The organism is Cupriavidus phytohabitans, from assembly GCF_000426345.1.
GTDB lineage: Bacteria > Pseudomonadota > Gammaproteobacteria > Burkholderiales > Burkholderiaceae > Cupriavidus.
The window spans coordinates 1-18,082 of record NZ_AUFE01000007.1 but is presented as its reverse complement, the minus strand read 5'-3'; the positions used below and the strand labels follow the sequence as shown (position 1 = coordinate 18,082).

Here is an 18,082-nt window from a genome sequence, read left to right as displayed (position 1 = left end):
TCATGGCCACTTCGACACCGACGAATCCGCCCAAGACCCCTGTGAAGCAACTGGGCTACGCGTATCCCTTTTGCAAGAAGGCGCAAGGCAATGGAGCGCCCGCCAACTTTACCGACGAGCACGAATTCCACAAGCTGCTGAAGAAGGAACCGTCGGGCTCCTACGCTGCCAGCGGCAATGGCCTGTGGCACGGCGGCTTTCATATATCCGCAGCCGGCGCGGGTTCCGCGCTCGACCTGAAGCACGGCGTGCGGTGCATGGCCGATGGCGAAGTGGTGGCCTGGCGCGTAAATCGCAAGTACCTGGTCAGCGAACTGCCCGCGCACGGCGACAGGCCCGCCATCCAGGCGTCATACAGCACCGGCTTTGCCCTGGTGCGCCATTCGATGGAATTCCCCAAGGACAACAAGCTGACGTTCTTCAGCCTGTACATGCACCTGCAGGACCTCGCAAGTTACGAGCGCGACTTAACGCTGCCCAGGCCGCCCTACTGGTCGCCGGACTTCAAGGTCACCCAGTTTCCGCAGGACAAGCCCACCCCTGGCCCGGCAGGCGCGCCCTTACCGGGTCAGGTAGGACTGCGGGTACGCGCCACCCATCCGCATGGCACCCCACTGTGCATCCTGCCGCACGGCGCACAGGTCACCATCAGCAAGCGCGAAGGCAACTGGGGGCAGATCGCGGACACGCACGGCGCGCAATTGATTCCCGCAAGGACGGGCGGCTTCGTTGAGGCAACCGCCGCGATCAATGGCTGGCTCTTCCTCGGCAAGGAGAGCGGCCATGCCGTTGTCGAGGAAATCATGCCGGATGCTTTGCTCGACCGGGTGGTTGTGCCAGCCAGGCCCTTCCCGATCAAGGCAGGCGATCTGATTGGCCATCTCGGCCGCTACGACTCCTTGAGCACGGCAGCCGAGAACCGGATGGTGCATATCGAGATGTTCTGCAGCGACGGCATCAAGGCATTCATCGAGAATGGCCGGTCCTGGGTCAGGGAAAACGGCCACAAGCCGAAATCCTGGGAGCAAATGGGGCTGCCCAGCGAACCCACGATCTTGCGCATCGGCAAGAACACCAGGCTGTACAAGGAAGCATTCCACGAAGGGCGCGATGCGCCAGTCACCGACGTAATACAAGTCCTTTCGTTTGCCGAGCTGGCAAAGCATCCCGAAAACAAGCGTATTGAAAACACTCCTGGCGACGGCGAGAAGCTGCCCTGGTGGCGTATCGACAGCGCGGACGTACACGGCCACGACATCAGCGGCTGGGTGCGGCAGGAAAACTTTGCCGGAGGCCGGGTAACGCGCGAGATCGCGCAGTCCTGGATCGACTTCGACGCATCGTTCGAGGACGCGCACGACCCGGCGCATTCGATGTTCGCCACCACGAAGGCATACGTCGACTACCACATTGGGGCAGATGTCCCTGAACACGAAGCCCTTGCCAAACTCAGCCCGTTGATGGGAAAGGTCTACCGCGCGATCTATCCAAGAGGGGATGGCAGCCAGGCAGCCGACCAAATGCGTGTCGCGGACGACGACCCGTGGCGGGCGCTGCGGCTGTCCCGGCTGATCATCAAGCATGACAGCGAATGGGCTAACCCGGCGAAGTGGAAGCAGCTCATCGAGGCAATTGAAAGGGAGACAGGGCCGAAACCCCAGCATGAGGGAGAGCAGAAGCGGATCGAGAAGCTCGTGTGGTGGGATGACGTGAAGGCTGGCGTGAGCGATCTGCCGGGGTCGGATGTTTTTCATATTCATCCGATTGGGTTGCTGGGGAATTTCTTTGGCGAACTCCAGCTAATTACTCTTGAAATGCTCGCAGCCGCTGAGCCAGGAAATTCTGAATCGTATAATAATAGCATTATTCCATATTTAAATAAGTACGCCAAATCTTACGAAGTAAATACAAAAAAAAGAATTGCTCACTTCCTTTCGCAAGCAGCTCATGAGAGTGGATTTCGAATTCGCGAGGAAGGGCTTAACTATAGCGCCACGCAGATGCGAAAAACGTTTGGATGCAAAGGCGGACCAAAGAATTACGATGCGAAGTGTGATGACTGCACCAAAGGAAGAATAAGAGATAAATTGTGGAGCCAGGAATCTTACTATGCCCACAACCCGGATCATCTTGCCAGTTATGTCTACGCCAACAGAATGGGAAATGGCGATGAATCCAGCGGAGATGGGTTCAAATACCGCGGGCGCGGAATTCTCCAAGTTACAGGAAAGAATGGTTATCAATCATTTCAAGATGAACACAACCTTCGCTTCCCGGAAGATCAGCAGGATTTTATTTCGCACCCGGAATCAATATCCACAAACATTGGGTATGGAATTGAATCTGGTTTCGTATTTTGGTCTAGAAATCACTTAAATTCAGTTGCGGAATCTGGCAGTGTTCAAGATGTTACACAAATTGTGAATGGCGGGCAGAATGGATATGCTGACAGACTCAAACGATTTAATAGGTTGGCTCCAATTCTGGGGCTACCCAAGGAGTAATTTGTGAGAAACCTTCCCATGGCAATCTTTCTCTCATCGGCTTTTATCTTTCAGACTACCGTCTTTGCCGAAGGACTTTGCCCTAATGATGAACTGGAGGTGTTTAACTGCCAGCACACACAAAAATTTGCATCGCTCTGCAAAAAAAAGAAACCGGTATTTTTACGTATCGCCACGGAACAAAAGATAATATTGACCTCATAATATCCGACGAAGATAATCACAAGGGGAGCGTTTTCTATTTTAGCAACACCACTTATGCTGGCGGCGGGGAGGCACATATCAGGTTTTCAAAGGGAAAATTTACTTATTTTCTCTATGACAAAACCATAAAAACAGACGATGGCCCCGAGTTTTCAGCTGGAATTGCGGTATATCGAGGGGCATCAAAGATTTCCAATTCGCTTTGCCTAAACGATGCATCAATACATCAGGACGCATATATAGATATCACCAAGGAAACATACAAAGACATAAAATCGGAATAGCAACTCCGGCGTCGAGAGCACCTTGACTCTCTTCGGATGACAAATTGGGAATCTTTAAAGGACGATTTTTCGCATCCTGATCGGGGCGGCTGTGCGCACCCCAAGAATACGGGTACGGAGCGCAAAAGTAATATTGAAAAGTAAATGCACTTAGAGATATTTTAATGACAAACTTGGCATACGAAGGCGATAGTACGAGCCACGGCGGAAAGATCCTCACGGGTTCCGACCGCATCAAGGTCAACGGCCGCCGCGCTGCCCGACAGGGCGACCTCGTGTCGTGTCCGATCCACGGCGAAAACCGCATCATCGGCGGCAGCACCAGGCTGACGGACGGCAGCGTGCCGCTGGCATGCGGTGGCCACGAGACCGAATGCGGCAGCGTCCTGATTGCCACTTCGCCTGGCGCGACGGTTCGCTAAATGCCCATCGACTTTGAACGGGTACCGCCACGGGTGCCAGTGCCAGCACCGCCGCGCCCGTTGGTCGTGCTATGGGCCACCCTGCTCGCCGTGATGATGGGAACCGGCGCCGGGCTGACCGTCCTGCTGTGGCCGACCGGCCAGCCATCGAACACGCTCTGGTTCTGGTGCTGCGCCATTGTCTACCCGATCCTCGCCTGGGCATTTCTACTGTGCTGCTCACGCGGTATTGCGTATGCGAGGCGCAGCGAGGCCACGGCTATCAATCACGTCAGCAATAGGATTGAACAAGAACGTCATGCGCTCTCCAGTGAACCGCTTGTTGTGCTCGGGCATGCATGGTGCTTTTCTTCCCAGGACACCGAGAACGATGCCGAAGGCGTTGTTAATGGCAGTCTGCAGTTGGACGCCCGCCCAAGCGCCGCAGAACCCGGTACCGATGTCAGTGCACGCTGGCTCGAGATTCCCGGCATGCCGTTCTATCCTGGCAATGAGCTGATTGAGCACAAGCGGCATCGCGCCATAGGCAACTGGCTCCTGACCCGTATGGTCGAGCGCGTTGGCGGCGGCCTGGCAGCACTGCCCGCACATACGGTCCTGCACGTGGATGTGTGTGTCCATTCCCTGGCGGAATCTGCCGAGATGCAGGCCCGCCTGCAGGAAGTCCTTCTGGCGAAGGCCCCCACCCTTCAGGTTCGGATCAACGCGAGCAGAAATCACTTCTTGCTGTTCCGAGCGGATGATTGGCATGACCAGACCAAGCCTCGAGAGGCCCACCTGCTGCTCGCGATTCAGCTACGCAAGGCCATCAGCGAGCTGCTGCAGGATGGCGTTGCCGAAACCGGCGTGGCCCTGCTGGTCGCGCAGCCTGGCAGCCTGCGCAATGCGCCAGCATTGCACCTCCATCGTCCGGCGAAGGGTAAGGCAGACGGCAAGCACGAGGCTTTCGAGTTGGCCGTGCGCTGGTGCGGGGCCGATGCATCGCAGGTCCGCACGATCGTGAGCCATGCCCTGTCCGAGGAACTGACGCACTCGGTCAAATCCTCGTCCCAGTTCAGCCAGGACGTGCGCTGGGTGGATGTCGGCACATCCGTCGGCAATTGCGATGGTGCGGGCGCCTGGCTCGCCACCGCACTCGCCTTGGAACATGCGCGGCATACCGGCAGCCCCCAGCTTGTCCTCGCCGAGCAAGGCAATGAGCTGATCGCCCTTATGTGCAAGACATCAACATGAACGAATACAAGTCCCGGCCCGTCGCACTCTGGTTCGGCGTAGGCATCAGCACTATTTTCATCGGTCTGATGATGGCCGCTTTCGCCAAGGGGCCGGTATTAGGATGGACAGGCTATCAGTTGTCGGCCATCGAGTTAGGCCTGTTGTCTACCTGCCTGCTACTGCTTCTCTTCGTGCGGTTCTTCGAGGCCGTTTTGCTTAAGATCGCCTCGATGAAAGCCGACCGGTGGACGTTGTTTTACGACAAGAACAAGGCGGCGCAAGGTGGTGCAACGCAAAGCGCAGAATCACGGGAGCATGCCCGTGTCCAGGGGCAGGCTTTGCGCGATGCCCTGCGCACACTGCATGGCTGGCGCTGGCGCGATCGGCAACCCTGGCTGCTGCTGACGGGGAATGACAACGTGATCGGCCGGCTGCTGCCCGAGATTGCCGAATCCGGCTGGCAGATGACGCCCGATGCCGTCCTGCTATGGGGCAAGTCCAGTGCCGGCGGCCAGCTCGATGCGGGATGGCTCAGGCAAATCTACCAGCTACGGCGCCGCCGCCCGGTGGATGCGGTGCTTCTTGTCATCGACGGCGCCACGGGCCTGACGGCAGACCGTAGTGGCTTCCATGAGGGTAGCCAGCTCACGCGCATTTCGGATATCTTGCGGTGGTCCGCCCCCGTTTATGCGCTTGACGTTGCGCAATCGGACCAGGTTTCCGGTAGCGATACGCCGGTGATCGCCTGTGAAGTCGCCCGACAGGCAGACACGGCAGGGATTGGGGCGCAGTTGTTAAACTTGCGTAACCACCTCGCGCAACACAGCCTGGCGCGGCTGCCGCAACAAGGCCGCGAACAGTATCTGGGGCAACTGTCCCGACAACTCGAGACTCGTAGCGAGGCACTGGCGGCTTGGCTTGCCAGGCTCATTGCCGGTCAACGCAGACGCGCCACGATTCGAGGCATTCTTTTTGCTCCCTGGCACGGCCAATCGAATGCCGCTTCTGCCGCAGACCTGCCGCTATGGCATTACGTAGCAGAGGCAGTGAAACGCGTGCCCGGGCGCCGGACAGTGTGGCATCCGATTACTATCCTTGCGGCTTTCGTCCTGACCAGCGTCGCGCTATGGTCCGCCGGCATGCTGGTGTCCGGTGTGCTGAATCAACGCGACATCCACGCCGCGCGACAAGCGGCGCACGACATCCAGGCAGCGCCCAACGCGGCGGCAAGGCTGAAGGCGCTGCTGGCCCTGCAGCAGCAGATCGAGCGCTATGAGTACCGCACCCAGCATCACGCGCCGCTGCTGACCCGCTTCGGACTGAACCGTGACGCGGAGGTGCTCGCCGCGCTGTGGAAGCCCTACGCCCAAGCCAGACGCGATCTCCTCGTCACGCCGGTGCAGCAGGACCTGGAGGCCTCGCTGGTTGATCTTGCGCAGATGCGCACTGCGGACCTGAATGAACAGACCGCGCGCTGGGCGTTGGCCGGGCATGGCGCGCTCAAGGCCTACCTGATGCTGGCCAATCCGGAGAAGGCGGATGCCGCCTTCCTCGCCCCGCAACTGGCGCAGCACTGGACGACGGAGGCCCGCGTCTCCCCCGGAGAGAAACAGGACCTGGCCGAGCGGCTGTTCCGGTTCTACGCCACGCACCTGAAGACCAGGCCAGACTGGCGCATCGAGCCGCGCCCGGAACTGGTCGCGGGCGCGCGGCAGACCCTGCTGGCGGTGATCGGGGAGCGCAATGCGCAGGACACGGTTTTCCAGGGCATCCTCGACGGTGCGGGCAGCAAGTACCCTGACCAGACCCTGGCATCGCTGACCGCCGGCACCGACCCTCGCGGTCTGCTGCGCGCTTCGCCCATCGTGCCCGGCGTCTTTACGCGCCAGGCCTATGACGGCTATGTGGCGGCCGCCATCGAGGAAGCGGCCAGGCGCAAGCAGGTGGACAACGACTGGGTGCTCACGGGCGGCAGGCCGCAGCAGCCCGCGCCTGACGAAGGTTCCGGCAGGGATCTCCAGTTCGCCTTGACCGAGCAGTATTTCGCCGAGTACGCCGAGCACTGGCAGCAGTTCATGAACAGCATGCAATGGGAGCCGGCCTCGACGCTGCCTGCCGTCATCGACCAGCTCAAGCTGTTGGCCGACGCACGCCAGTCGCCAGTGATCGCGCTGATGAAGTCGCTGGAATACCAGGGCGGCGCCGGTGCACGCAAGGACTCGCTGTCGGACAGGCTGGTGAACAAGGCCAAGGACTTGCTCGGCAAGAAGAGCGACGCACCCGAAGTCGCCAAGGCCGACCCGGCCGGCCCGCTCGGCGCGGCGTTCGGGCCGGTGCTGCGACTGGTGGGTCATCAGGCCGGACAAGGCACGCAAGGGGGCGGCGAATTGAGCCTGCAGCGCTATCTGGACCGGGCCACGGCCCTGCGGCTGCGCTTGCAGCAGATCGGCAACAGTGCCGATGCCGATGCGCAGGCCCGCCAAATGGCCCAAGCCCTGTTCCAGGGCAAGGGCTCGGAACTGGCGGACACCCAGAGCTACGCACAATTGATGGCCGCCAGCCTCGGCGCCGAATGGGCCGGCATGGGAGAAACCTTGTTCGTGCGCCCGATAGCGCTGGCCATGCAGACTGTGATGGCACCCGCCCAGGCCAGCCTGAACGACGACTGGCAGCAAGGCATTGCGATGGAATGGAACCGGTCGTTCGCGGGGCGCTATCCGTTTGCCGATACCGCCAATGACGCCTCGTTGGCGGAACTGGCGCGATTCCTGCGTCCGCAGGGAGGGTTGATCAATGCCTTCCTCGGCTCCCAGCTTGCCGGCGTCCTCGAACGAAAGGGAGATCAATGGGTGCCGGTGGCGAGCAGCGCGCAAGCGCTATCGTTGGACGCAGGTTTCCTCAAGGTCATCAATACCTTGCAGCGCATTGGCGTCCACCTGCTGGCGCAAGGCGATCCGATGTACCGCTTCCAGCTCAAGCCCATTCCCACACCCGGGCTGACCGACACGCTGCTGACCGTGGACAACCAGAAGCTGCACTACTTCAACCAGCGCGAGTCCTGGCAGTCCATGACCTGGCCCGCGAACAACCTGCAGGAACCGCGCACCCTGCTGCAATGGCAGACAGAAAAAGCGGGCACCAGCAAGAACTATGAATTTGATGGACGCTGGGGCTGGGTTCGCATGCTGGAGCGTGCCCACGTCGTGCCGCTCGACAGCGCGACCTTCCAGCTTACGTGGCAGGGTGCCCCCGACACTGCGGCGCCTAGGGCAGGCTTGACGGAGAACGAGCCCGAAGCCAGACAGCCCTCGCGTTCCGGCAACCCCGACAGCCTGACGGCGCGCGAGGCAAGCGTGCCGGCACCCGCTGACATGAGCTATCCGATCCGCTACCAGCTTCGTACGGAGGTCGGCCAGGGGCCGCTGGAGATGCTTGCGCTGCGTGACTTGAAGATGCCGGAGCGGATCTTTGTTGTAGACAGGGCGAGTTTGCCAACGGCACCCCGATGAGCGCCAGCAACACTGGGCCGCGCGCCGGCCCTAATGCAGCTGGACCTCACCCTCGACTCACGACATTTAATGCCGATATTTCTCTTAGGCTCGGATTCATAAGCATATGAAAAAGAAGTAGACGCCAGATCTGCCCATATTGCGCAGTTTGGACGCAATTGCGTTAATCTGTGACCTCGCACCGCGCAGGCGATCCCTGCCAGGGCGCAACTGTCTCACTCGCCACATAACCAAAAAACACTACAGAACTCCCATGCGCAGCATGTCCCTTATCAAACGCCTGGCGGTAGCCGTCTCCGCAATCGGCTTTATCGCCGCCGGCAGCGCCTCGGCCCAGGAACAGACCATCCGCGTCGGCACCGTCAGCGGTCCGGACGCCGAAGTCTGGCAAGTCGTCCAGAAGGTTGCCAAGCGCAACGGCCTGAACGTCAAGGTCGTGGAATTCAACGACTACGTGCAGCCCAACGCCGCGCTGGATGCCGGCGACCTGGATGCCAACAGCTTCCAGCACCAGCCCTACCTGGACAGCCAGGTCAAGCAGCGTGGCTACAAGATGCAGAGCGTCGGCTACACCTATATCTCGCCGCTGGGCATCTACTCGAAAAACCTGAAGTCGCCCAAGGACCTGCCGCAGGGCGCCAAGGTGGCCGTGCCCAACGACCCGTCCAATGAGAACCGCGCGCTGCTCTTGCTGCAGTCGCAGGGCGTGATCAAGCTCAAGGCCGGGGCCGGCACCAATGGCAACAACGCCACGCCGCTGGACGTGGCCGAGAACCCCAGGAAGCTGAAGATCGTGGAACTGGACGCTGCGCAACTGGCGCGCGCCCTGCCCGATGTCGGCGCCGCCGTGATCAACACCAACTACGCGCTGGCCGCCGGCCTGCAGCCGAGCAGGGATGCGATCGCACTGGAAGACATCCACAGCCCGTACGCCAACATCATCGTGGTGCGCACGCAGGACAAGGACAAGCCATGGGTCAAGAAGCTGGTCGCCGCGTACCAGTCGGAAGACGTGCGCCAGTTCATGAAGGCGCAGTTCAAGGGCGCGATGGTGCCGTCGTTCTGATCGGACCCGCTTTCCTGCCAATTCGTGCTTGCAAATTCCGCCGCCTTATGTAGAATGCGGCGCTCACCTTGCCCAGGTGGCGGAATTGGTAGACGCACTAGGTTCAGGTCCTAGCGGTGGCAACACTGTGGAGGTTCGAGTCCTCTCCTGGGCACCAGCATTCAAAGAAGGCCTGCGCGAGCAGGCCTTCTTCATTTTCCGCCCAGGAAGAAAAGCGCTTGAGCGCTTTTCGTGAGGACGAGAAGGGCTGCGCTTGCCAGCGCAGCCGGGGTCGCGCCGGCGTGACCGAGTCCTCTCCTCGCGCAATTCATACCAAACTCCATCAATTCGTTCGGGTTGTCACGCCCGCTCACCGAACCCCTCGGTGAGGCCTCAAGTCTCCCGCCCCGATGCCAGGGCGTACATGAGACGCTTCGCATTCATTGCCCGTGCCCATCGCCTACAGTAAATCCCAAAGGCGCCGTAGCGCCGCCGTCGGGAGACCTGTCGTGGGCAAACTGCAAGAGCGTCGCCGTTTCCTTGGAGCCGCGCTGAGCGGCCTCCTCGTTCCGACCCTGCCCGCCTGCGGCGGCGATGACGATCCGGAGCCGCCGCCGAACCCGGTGTCCGAAGCGCAGATCACCGCCGCCATCGCCCAGGTTGACACGCTGGCCGCCAACCTGATGGCAAGCTCCGGAGTACCCGGCATGGCCATCGCCGTGGTGCGTGGCAATCAAACCGCTTACGCCAGGGGCTTCGGCCGCCGGCTGGTGACTGATCCCGCACCGGTCGACGCCGATACCGTGTTCCAGCTGGCCTCGGTTTCAAAGTCCATCGGCGCCACGGTGGTAGCGCGGCAGGTGGGGCGCGGCAGCATCGGCTGGGACACCCCGGCGATCCAGCACCTGCCATGGTTCGCGCTGTCCGATGCGGAAGCGACCGAAGCCGTCACCATCGGCGACCTCTACGCGCATCGGTCCGGCCTGCCCGACCACGCCGGCGACCGGCTCGAAGACATGGGCTACGATCGCCGCGAGGTGCTGACGCGACTGCGCTTCCTGCCGTTGCATCCGTTGCGCGCGGTCTATGAGTACACCAACTTCGGCATGACCGCCGCCGCCGAGGCGGTGGCGAACGCCGCCGGCATCGACTGGGCCACGCTGTCCGAGCAGGCCATCTACCAGCCGCTGGGCATGACCCGCACCAGCTCGCGCTACGCCGACTTTGCCGCGCGCGACAACCGCGCACTCGGCCATGTCAAGGTCAATGGCAGCTGGGTGCAAGGCATGGGCACCATGCCCGATGCGCAGTCGCCCGCCGGCGGGGTCAGCGCCTCGGTCAACGACCTGGCGAAATGGCTGATCATGGTGCTGGCCAAAGGCGAGTTTGCCGGCCAGCGCATCGTCGACGCCGCGGCGCTCGCGCCCGCGCTGTCCCAGCAGATGCAAAGCAGCCCGCCTGTCCAGGGCCGCCCGGCGAGCTACTACGGCTACGGCTTCAATGTCGGCACGACCGAGCTGGGGCTGACCAACTACAACCATTCCGGCGCGTTCGCGGTCGGCGCGGCCACCAGCTTTACAGCGGTGCCGTCGCTGAACCTGGCCATCGTCACCCTGACCAACGGCTATCCCATCGGCATCCCGGAAACGATGAATGCGCAGTTCTTCGACCTGGTCCAGTACGGCGCCTTCCGCCGCGACTGGGGCGCGATCTTTGCCGATGCCCTCGCGCCCTTGCTGCTGCCCGAAGGCAGGCTGGTCGGCCAGTCGCCGCCGGCAAACGCCTTGCCCGCGCGGGCGTTGTCCACCTATGCCGGCACCTACAACAACGACTACTACGGCCCGCTTCTGGTCGCCGAACAGGGTGGCGCGCTGGTGATGACGCTCGGCGCGAAGCCGCTGGTCTTGCCGCTGACGCACTGGGATGGAGATGTCTTTACATTCACGCTCCATAACGAGAACGCCACCCCCGGCACGATCTCCCGGGCGGCATTTGCCAGCGACCGGGTATGGCTGGAGTACTACGATCATGAAGGGCTTGGCGTCTTCGCCCGCTAAGCCGCGCCGCAGCGGCAGAGGCTGGGCCGTGCCGCATTGACACTCACCACCCTCGTGCCGATACTGCGACAGGCACCCCGCCCTCGCCTGTCACGCGCCGCGCTTGCGGCACCAACGCTGCCGACTGCACACCTCAGGGTGGAACGGTTCGACCCATGACTCAGCCACGGAAGGAATGACCATGATCAGATTCCGCGCAGTCGCACTCACCGCCGCCGTCGCCACGCTCGCCGCCTGCGGCACGTCCACGCCGACACCCACCGCGGTCACGCAGGCGCCCACCGCCACCACCCCTGCCGCCGCCGGCAAGACCGAAGTCCTGTGGCTCGGCCAGGCCGCGATCCGCATCACCTCGCCGGGTGGCAAGGTCATCGTCATCGATCCGTGGCTGACCACCAACCCGAAGACGCCTGCAGGCTTCAAGCAGCTGTCCTCGCTGGGCAAGGTCGACCTGATCCTGGTGACCCACGCACATAGCGACCACCTCGGCGACGCCCCGGCACTGGCGCAGCTCAATAACGCGCCGATCTACAACGCAGGCGGCATGGGCCAGGCACTGATCAGCCTCGGCATGGTCCCGGCCACGCTGGTGCAGCGCTTTGGCAAGAGCGGCACCGTGATGCCATTCGGCCCGACCGGACCCAGGATCACCGCGGTACATGCCGAGCACTCGTCGGAACTGGTGATGAAGAACCCGGCCACCGGCAAGGACGAGACACACTATGGCGGAGAACCGGTCGGCTACATCGTCGAGATGGAGAACGGCTTCCGCGTCTGGCACATGGGCGATACCGGCCTGTTCGGCGACATGCGGCTGATCGGTGACCGCTACAAGCCCGATCTGGTGCTGATCCCGATCGGCGGCCACTTCACCATGGGGCCGCAGGACGCGGCGATCGCGATGCGCGACATGGTCCGGCCGCGCTTTGCGATCCCCATCCACTACCTGACTTCACCGCAGCTGCGCGGCACGCCGGAAGAATTCACCACCGCGCTGGGCGCGGGCGCGGCCACGCGCGTGATCGTGCCGCAGCCGGGAGAGAAGGTGGACTTCTGATCCGCGCGGCAAGGGGCGATGCCGGGCACACCGCTTCACGCCATGTGCACGGCGGCGCCGCGAACCGCGGCATCGCCCTTGCCCTCACCCTCCCCTTCAATGCGAAGGCGAGGCAAGAACTGCGGATACTCGCGCTGCATGAAGTCGATCAGTCCCTCGCGCACCACACAGCGCAGGTCCCACGCCAGTCCGGACGACGCCGCGGTGCACAGCACGCGCAGCTGCATGGTGCGTTCGGTGGCGTCGGTCACCACCAGGTTGAAGAAGCGCCGGTCCCATTGGGGCGCCGCATGGACGATGCGCTCCAGCTCCTTGCGCAGCGGTGCCAGCGGCATGCCGTAGTCCACGTGGAAGAACACCGAGCCCATCAGCTGCGCGCTGCTGCGGGTCCAGTTCTGGAACGGCTTCTCAATGAAATACTGCAGCGGGATGATGAGGCGGCGCTCATCCCAGATCCGCAGCACCACGTAAGTGCCGGTGATCTCCTCCACGCGGCCCCACTCGCCCTCGACGATCAGCACATCGTCCAGCCGGATCGGCTGGGTCAGCGCCAGCTGCAAGCCGGCAATCATGTTGCTGAACACCGGCTTGGCGGCAAAGCCCGCGATCAGGCCGACCACGCCCGCCGAGGCCAGCAGGCTGGCGCCGACCTGCCGCGCACCCGGGAAGGTCATCAGCACCATCGACGCGCCAATCACGATCACCAGCGACATGGCGATGCGCGACAGCACCCGCGTTTGCGTGTGGATGCGCCGCGCACCCATGTTGTCCTCCACGTCGACCGGGTGCCGTTCCAGCACGCCTTGCGCAAAGCCCGCGATGATGCGCGCCGCCAGCCAGGTCGTGGCAATGATCATCAGCAGTCCGTTGAGATGCCGCACGTTGTCGATCCAGCGCAGGTCGTCCGGCGCCGCCTGCCACACCGTCTGCAATGCCAGCAGCGGCAGCACCGCCTTGGCCGGCGCGCGCGCCTTGATCACGATGGCATGCAGCACCGGCGTGGCGCGGGCAATGCGCAACAGCAGCAGGCCGCCAAGGCGATGCGCGATCAGCGCGACAATGACGGCGACCAGCGCGGCGGTCCACGTGCCGAACCAGGGATGATCGAGGAGGAGGTCAAGATTCATGCGTCGTCCTGTTCGTTGCGGGTTGAAGCTATGTAGCTAACGACACCCCGTCCGTGCGGAAGTTCGCCTCGCGCCACTCCGTGGGAGCGCGGGGAAAAGAGATGTTAGAACACGCCATTTACCTGATCGTCCATTTCTACAACGGGCGGCAAGATGTTCAGATGAAAGCACGAAACGCTGGGCGCAACCCCCTCCGGCACAGCGCCGCCAGAGTCCGCGGCGCGCCCTGCCCGTCACGGCATGGATGTTGCAGCTCCTACGGTTCCGGCCAACCCACTGGAGAGCGATATGGCAACGCAAAAGGAACAGCGGAATGCGCCTGGGGCCCAGCCCAACCCGGGCGTCAGGACCGACCGCGATGCGAGCGACATCAAGAGCCGCAGCGACGATCCGGGCCAGAGCAGCTATGGCGGCTTCAAGAACCAGGACCCACGCAGGCAACACCAGGGCGATGCAAGCCGCAAGCCGGATCAGCGGCAGGGCAAGTAGCCAGCGCTTGCCTGGAAGGCAGCCACGCATGCGCGCACGGCCATGGCGGGCGCGCGCCGGCCGGCACATGGACCGTTGGCGGATCCGAAACCGGGCCTGCGCGGTGGTAAGCTACCAGACCCATCCCCCGCGCCAATCCGCAGCGTTCCGCCCCATGCACCTGTCCAAGGTCTCCGCCATCTCCTTCGATCTCGACGACACCCTGTGGCCGTTCGGCCCCGCCGTGGCCCGCGCCGAGGCGACGCTGCTGGCCTGGCTGCTGCAGCACGCGCCGAAGACGGCCGGGGTGCTGACCTCGCCCGCGGTGCTGCGCGACCTGCGCGCGAGCTATGAAGGCGGGAACCCGCATCTTGCGCATGACTACCGCGCGCTGCGCATCGGCTCGATCCTGCTGGCACTGGAGATGGCCGGAGAAGATGCCAGCCTGGCCGAAGACGCGTACGACGCCTTCTTTGCCGCGCGGCAGCAGGTCGAATTTTTCGAGGATGCGCTGCCCGCGCTGGAATGGCTCAGCGCACGCTTCCCGCTGGTGGCTGTGTCAAATGGCAACGCCGACCTGAAGGTGACCGGCGGCCATCACTTCTTCCGCGCGGCGCTCAGCGCCGGGACGTTCGGCACGGCCAAGCCCGCGGCGGCGATCTTCCATGCGGCGGCCGCGGCGGTCGATACACCGCCGGAAGAAATGCTGCATGTGGGCGACGATCCCGATCTCGACGTCGTTGGCGCACTCGATGCGGGACTGCAGGCCGCCTGGCTGGTACGCCCGGACAGCCCCCACACCGCGCAATGGCAACGCGGCGGCGCACGCCCTCACCTGATCCTCAGCGACCTGCAATCGCTCTGCCGCGCGCTGGCCGGCTGAGCGCGCCGACGCGACAGCCCTGCTCCCCGCAGGCGATATCGGGCCAACGCATACCTAATATGCGAAAATGTGCCTTCGCGACCAGGTCCGACACCCTGCGCTTGCCTCGCCACCGCACGATCCAGACGTTCCCCGCCATCCGTTCCGGGCCGTTCCAGTGCCCGACACCGCCGCAATCCGCCAGGTTCACAGGCAGCAAGCCAGGGTCCGCCCTGCAAGATTTCGATCGAGGAGAAACAAGATGTTGAAGGCCCTCTTTGCCGCCCTGCTGGTGGCATGCGGACTGACGAGCGCCCACGCGCAAACCCCGGCCACCTTTCCGACCAAGCCGATCCGGCTGGTGATTCCGTTCCCGCCCGGCGGTGGCACGGACATCCTGTCCCGCCTGGTGGCGACGCAGGTCGGCCAGGCCACCAAGTGGAATTTCGTGCCGGACAACAAGCCCGGCGCGGGCGGCACGCTCGGCATCGCCGAGGCGGTCCGGGCAGCACCGACCGGCTACGAGCTGGTGATGGGCCAGAAGGACAACCTGGTGGTCGCGCCGTGGCTGTACAAGTCGGTCAACTATGTGCCGAACCGCGACCTGGTCGCGATCAGCCATGTCGCCTACACGCCGATTGTGATCGTCACGTCGGCCAGTTCGCGCTTCAAGACGCTGGCCGATGTGGTCACCGCCGCGCGCAGCGCGCCGGGCGCGGTCAAGTATGGCTCGCCGGGCAACGGCACCACCATCCACCTGGCCGCCGAGATCTTCAGCCATGCGGCGGGGATCAAGCTGCTGCACGTGCCCTACAAGGGCTCCAACGCGGCGATGATGGACGCGCTGGCCGGCAACGTGGACCTGATGGTGGCCTCGGTGCCGTCGGCGCTGGCACAGGTCAAGGCGGGCAAGCTGCGCGCGCTGGCCGTGACCTCGGCCACGCGCAGCACATCGCTGCCCGACGTGCCCACCGTGGCGGAAAGCGGCTACAAGCAGGTGGACGTCAGCACCTGGTACGGCCTGTTCGCCCCGGCCAGGACACCGCCCGAAGTGGTCAAACGCATCCATGCCGAAGTGAACAAGGTCCTCGCCACGCCGGCGATGATCCAGGCGATCCAGGAGCAAGGCGCCGAAGCCAAGCTGATGACGACCAGGGAGTTCTCCGAACTGGTGCAGGCTGACTACAGGAAGTGGAAGGATATCGTCGAGCGCTCGGGGGCGAAGCTGGAATAACCCCGGCGCGTCGCCACCGCTTTCGTTGCCAGGAAATGCCCGCCGTTAATCACGGCGGGCATTTTTTTGGTTCATCGCCGAATTCCGATGATTTGCTTAGGAAGGAATAAGGCCTTCGGCCATTCAGCAATAAGGCGGCTTCTGCGCGAATCGGGCACGGTGACAACGCTCGAACGTCAGCGAACCCTCAATATTCAACCCTATCAGCGGGCGAGGCACTACGAACGCCCCCTGGAGCGGCGCTCAATATGCGCGCGCTGGATCTTGATTCGTCCGCGCGACAGAGCAATGACTCCCATTGCCTCTAGTCGGTTCAATTCAAGACCCACGCGGTAGCGTGAACCACCGACGGATCTTGCCAGGTCCGCCTGCGCCTGGGGCTGCGGCGTTTGCCGCACCTGCCAGACCTCGGCCGAAAACTACTGCGAAGGCCATGCGAGGAGCCCTGCAGTAGGTGGAGGCCTGGGCCTCGATGGCGGCATGGCCGAATACATGATCGTTCCGTCCGCGCGCCTGCTGGTGCCGCTGGGCACGCTCGATCCGGCAGAAGCTGCGCCGCTCAGCGATGCGGCGCTCACTCCCTATCATGCGATCAAGGCGGCACTGCCCCTGTTGACACCAGATGCGAGCATCCTGGTCCTCGGCATTGGTGGACTCGGCCACATGGCATTGCAGATCCTGCGGGCCATGGCAGCAGTGAAGATCATTGCCGGTGACATCGACGACGCCAGGCTGGCTCATGCGCGCGCGCTGGGAGCCACACACACGATCAACACCCGGGATGGGCACCGCGCTGCCGAAGAGATTCTCGACCTGGTCGGCGGGCGTGGCGTAGCCGTGGCCCTCGATTTCGTCGGCGCACAGTCGACCATCGATCTTTGCTGCCGCGTCGTCGGCCGCGCGAGCCGAATCACCGTGGTAGGACTCGCCGGCGGGACGCTTCACTATTCTCCCAACCGCCCGCCTTATGGCTGTCAGGTGAGCATTCCGTATTGGGGATCACGAAGCGAGCTGATGGAAGTGATTGCTCTCGCCGAAACCGGCAGAATCCACGCCGATGTGGAGACCTGCCCCCTCGAGAGCGCCGTCGACGTATATCAGCGACTGCGGGAAGGACGCATCAAGGGACGGGCTGTCTTGTTACCTTGAAGAGTGGCAGGAGTTCGGCTGCGGATTCAACCGGTGGTTGCAACGTATTGATGGAATCGCGCGCGCCGGTTGAATCCGCACCGGACTTTCGCCGTTTACCGCGTTGCCTCGAATGCCTCTTTGGGTCGACAACAGCTTCCGGACTGTATCCTGAACGAAACAGGTTGCACCGATTTCACCAGCGCGTCGAATCTATAGGTCTGCCAGAACATAATAAAAACAACACATCCGGCAGTGTTGGTATCTTTGTTGCAGCTTAATTGAGGTGACGACCTCGCGCGCCAAGCCTGCCGACAGCAGGGCATTTTGCATGGGTTGCGGGTATGGAAAGATTGCGGTTTGCGCCATGTCCTACCCGTTCCGCCGGGTCGCATGCCAAGACAAGTTTCGAATCCGGGACACTTCGGCGAGGAGACTGCGATGTCCAAGAGATTCCTTCTTGTGCTTGCAATTTCATTCTTTCTCGGCGGTTGCGGCGGCGGGGGCGACGACAACGCCAGCAACGAGGCAGCAAGCACGCCGGCGCAGCCTCTGACGGTGCCACTCAGCACAGCCATGGCAGGTCTGGCGGCGAATGGACTGACCGCAAATTTCTCGATTTCCGGCACGGTAGAGAGTCCGGCCTGCAGAATGTTGAAGGGTAAGGCGCAGCAAGGCGTCGGAAGAATTGTGCTGCGTGCAGAACTCCCAGATCGAATAGGAATCTGATTTAAATCCTGGGAGATTTGAGGGCCTTGCTGATGAGCACACCGGACTTCTTTCGCAGCCGCTTGGACGGGATGATTGATCTACGGCATCCGCTCGCAGTGCTGGCGACCCGGATGCCATGGAACAACATTGAGGCGGCCCTGGCGCCGGTGCTTGCGCGCAAGGGGAAGGATGGACGCACTGTGGTCGGCGAGGACTTGTTTGGTCCGACACTGGCAGTGGCCGGTGCCGGCGTCA

Annotated in this window: 14 protein-coding genes, 1 tRNA gene and 2 pseudogenes; 16 read left to right on the top strand and 1 reads right to left on the bottom strand. The window is 62.8% G+C overall.

Annotation, left to right across the window (positions count from 1 at the left end; translation table 11 throughout):
* The first annotated feature begins 2 nt into the window (after positions 1 to 2).
* From K309_RS0107235 to K309_RS0107200, 9 genes are all read left to right on the top strand, one after another.
* A complete protein-coding gene (locus tag K309_RS0107235) occupies positions 3 to 2,504 on the top strand; it encodes a glycoside hydrolase family 19 protein (protein ID WP_029045795.1) in 2,502 nt (833 codons plus the stop codon).
* An 18-nt stretch (positions 2,505 to 2,522) separates the two neighbouring features.
* Positions 2,523 to 2,708, top strand: coding sequence for a hypothetical protein (locus K309_RS41595; RefSeq protein ID WP_156914317.1), 186 nt, complete (start codon positions 2,523 to 2,525; stop codon positions 2,706 to 2,708).
* A gap of 448 nt (positions 2,709 to 3,156) precedes the next feature.
* Positions 3,157 to 3,414, top strand: a complete 258-nt coding sequence (locus K309_RS0107230) for a PAAR domain-containing protein (protein WP_029045794.1) — start codon at positions 3,157 to 3,159, stop codon at positions 3,412 to 3,414.
* Positions 3,415 to 4,647 carry a KPHS_23130 family T6SS system protein gene (locus tag K309_RS41590; RefSeq protein ID WP_029045793.1) on the top strand — a complete coding sequence of 411 codons (1,233 nt, stop codon included), beginning with the start codon at positions 3,415 to 3,417 and terminating at the stop codon, positions 4,645 to 4,647.
* Positions 4,644 to 8,138 carry an ImcF-related family protein gene (locus K309_RS36090; RefSeq protein WP_084402371.1) on the top strand — a complete coding sequence of 1,165 codons (3,495 nt, stop codon included), beginning with the start codon at positions 4,644 to 4,646 and terminating at the stop codon, positions 8,136 to 8,138. Before K309_RS41590 ends, K309_RS36090 begins: the two co-directional genes overlap by 4 nt.
* Before the next feature lie 253 nt (positions 8,139 to 8,391).
* Positions 8,392 to 9,204, top strand: a complete 813-nt coding sequence (locus tag K309_RS0107215) for a MetQ/NlpA family ABC transporter substrate-binding protein (protein WP_029045792.1) — start codon at positions 8,392 to 8,394, stop codon at positions 9,202 to 9,204.
* Between the two features lie 70 nt (positions 9,205 to 9,274).
* Positions 9,275 to 9,361 (top strand) — tRNA-Leu (locus K309_RS0107210).
* Between the two features lie 331 nt (positions 9,362 to 9,692).
* Entirely contained in the window at positions 9,693 to 11,240 is a 1,548-nt protein-coding gene (locus tag K309_RS0107205; protein ID WP_029045791.1) for a serine hydrolase, read from the top strand.
* A 181-nt stretch (positions 11,241 to 11,421) separates the two neighbouring features.
* Positions 11,422 to 12,297: a metal-dependent hydrolase gene (locus tag K309_RS0107200; protein ID WP_029045790.1), complete on the top strand. Its 876-nt coding sequence runs from the start codon at positions 11,422 to 11,424 to the stop codon at positions 12,295 to 12,297.
* A gap of 35 nt (positions 12,298 to 12,332) precedes the next feature.
* Here K309_RS0107200 and K309_RS0107195 read toward each other — a convergent pair whose 3' ends face one another.
* Positions 12,333 to 13,424, bottom strand: a complete 1,092-nt coding sequence (locus K309_RS0107195; protein WP_029045789.1) for a mechanosensitive ion channel family protein — start codon at positions 13,422 to 13,424, stop codon at positions 12,333 to 12,335.
* Between the two features lie 288 nt (positions 13,425 to 13,712).
* Between K309_RS0107195 and K309_RS36085 the strand changes: the two genes are divergently transcribed.
* From K309_RS36085 to K309_RS0107170, 7 genes and pseudogenes are all read left to right on the top strand, one after another.
* Positions 13,713 to 13,913 (top strand): hypothetical protein, encoded by a 201-nt coding sequence (locus tag K309_RS36085; RefSeq protein ID WP_035876984.1) that lies wholly within the window; start codon positions 13,713 to 13,715, stop codon positions 13,911 to 13,913.
* Between the two features lie 154 nt (positions 13,914 to 14,067).
* The gene (locus K309_RS0107185) at positions 14,068 to 14,775 is read left to right on the top strand and encodes an HAD-IA family hydrolase (RefSeq protein WP_029045788.1); all 708 of its coding nucleotides are present in this window, start codon (positions 14,068 to 14,070) and stop codon (positions 14,773 to 14,775) included.
* A 241-nt stretch (positions 14,776 to 15,016) separates the two neighbouring features.
* Positions 15,017 to 15,988, top strand: a complete 972-nt coding sequence (locus K309_RS0107180) for a Bug family tripartite tricarboxylate transporter substrate binding protein (RefSeq protein WP_029045787.1) — start codon at positions 15,017 to 15,019, stop codon at positions 15,986 to 15,988.
* A gap of 387 nt (positions 15,989 to 16,375) precedes the next feature.
* Positions 16,376 to 16,498, top strand: a pseudogene (locus K309_RS44290) (NAD(P)-dependent alcohol dehydrogenase); the annotation flags it as partial.
* Positions 16,481 to 17,137, top strand: coding sequence for a zinc-binding dehydrogenase (locus tag K309_RS36080; protein WP_500784370.1), 657 nt, complete (start codon positions 16,481 to 16,483; stop codon positions 17,135 to 17,137). The pseudogene K309_RS44290 and the gene K309_RS36080, both read left to right, overlap by 18 nt.
* 420 nt (positions 17,138 to 17,557) lie before the next feature.
* Entirely contained in the window at positions 17,558 to 17,845 is a 288-nt protein-coding gene (locus K309_RS41585; protein ID WP_156914316.1) for a hypothetical protein, read from the top strand.
* Between the two features lie 32 nt (positions 17,846 to 17,877).
* Positions 17,878 to 18,082, top strand: a pseudogene (locus K309_RS0107170) (IS5/IS1182 family transposase); the annotation flags it as partial.

Coding starts and splice junctions, on each gene's coding strand:
- K309_RS41585 (WP_156914316.1), top strand. CDS start 17,558: ATGTCCAAGAGATTCCTTCTTGTGCTTGCAATTTCATTCTTTCTCGGC.
- K309_RS36090 (WP_084402371.1), top strand. CDS start 4,644: ATGAACGAATACAAGTCCCGGCCCGTCGCACTCTGGTTCGGCGTAGGC.
- K309_RS0107215 (WP_029045792.1), top strand. CDS start 8,392: ATGCGCAGCATGTCCCTTATCAAACGCCTGGCGGTAGCCGTCTCCGCA.
- K309_RS0107200 (WP_029045790.1), top strand. CDS start 11,422: ATGATCAGATTCCGCGCAGTCGCACTCACCGCCGCCGTCGCCACGCTC.
- K309_RS0107180 (WP_029045787.1), top strand. CDS start 15,017: ATGTTGAAGGCCCTCTTTGCCGCCCTGCTGGTGGCATGCGGACTGACG.
- K309_RS0107185 (WP_029045788.1), top strand. CDS start 14,068: ATGCACCTGTCCAAGGTCTCCGCCATCTCCTTCGATCTCGACGACACC.
- K309_RS41590 (WP_029045793.1), top strand. CDS start 3,415: ATGCCCATCGACTTTGAACGGGTACCGCCACGGGTGCCAGTGCCAGCA.
- K309_RS36085 (WP_035876984.1), top strand. CDS start 13,713: ATGGCAACGCAAAAGGAACAGCGGAATGCGCCTGGGGCCCAGCCCAAC.
- K309_RS36080 (WP_500784370.1), top strand. CDS start 16,481: ATGATCGTTCCGTCCGCGCGCCTGCTGGTGCCGCTGGGCACGCTCGAT.
- K309_RS0107195 (WP_029045789.1), bottom strand. CDS start 13,424: ATGAATCTTGACCTCCTCCTCGATCATCCCTGGTTCGGCACGTGGACC.
- K309_RS0107235 (WP_029045795.1), top strand. CDS start 3: ATGGCCACTTCGACACCGACGAATCCGCCCAAGACCCCTGTGAAGCAA.
- K309_RS41595 (WP_156914317.1), top strand. CDS start 2,523: ATGGCAATCTTTCTCTCATCGGCTTTTATCTTTCAGACTACCGTCTTT.
- K309_RS0107230 (WP_029045794.1), top strand. CDS start 3,157: ATGACAAACTTGGCATACGAAGGCGATAGTACGAGCCACGGCGGAAAG.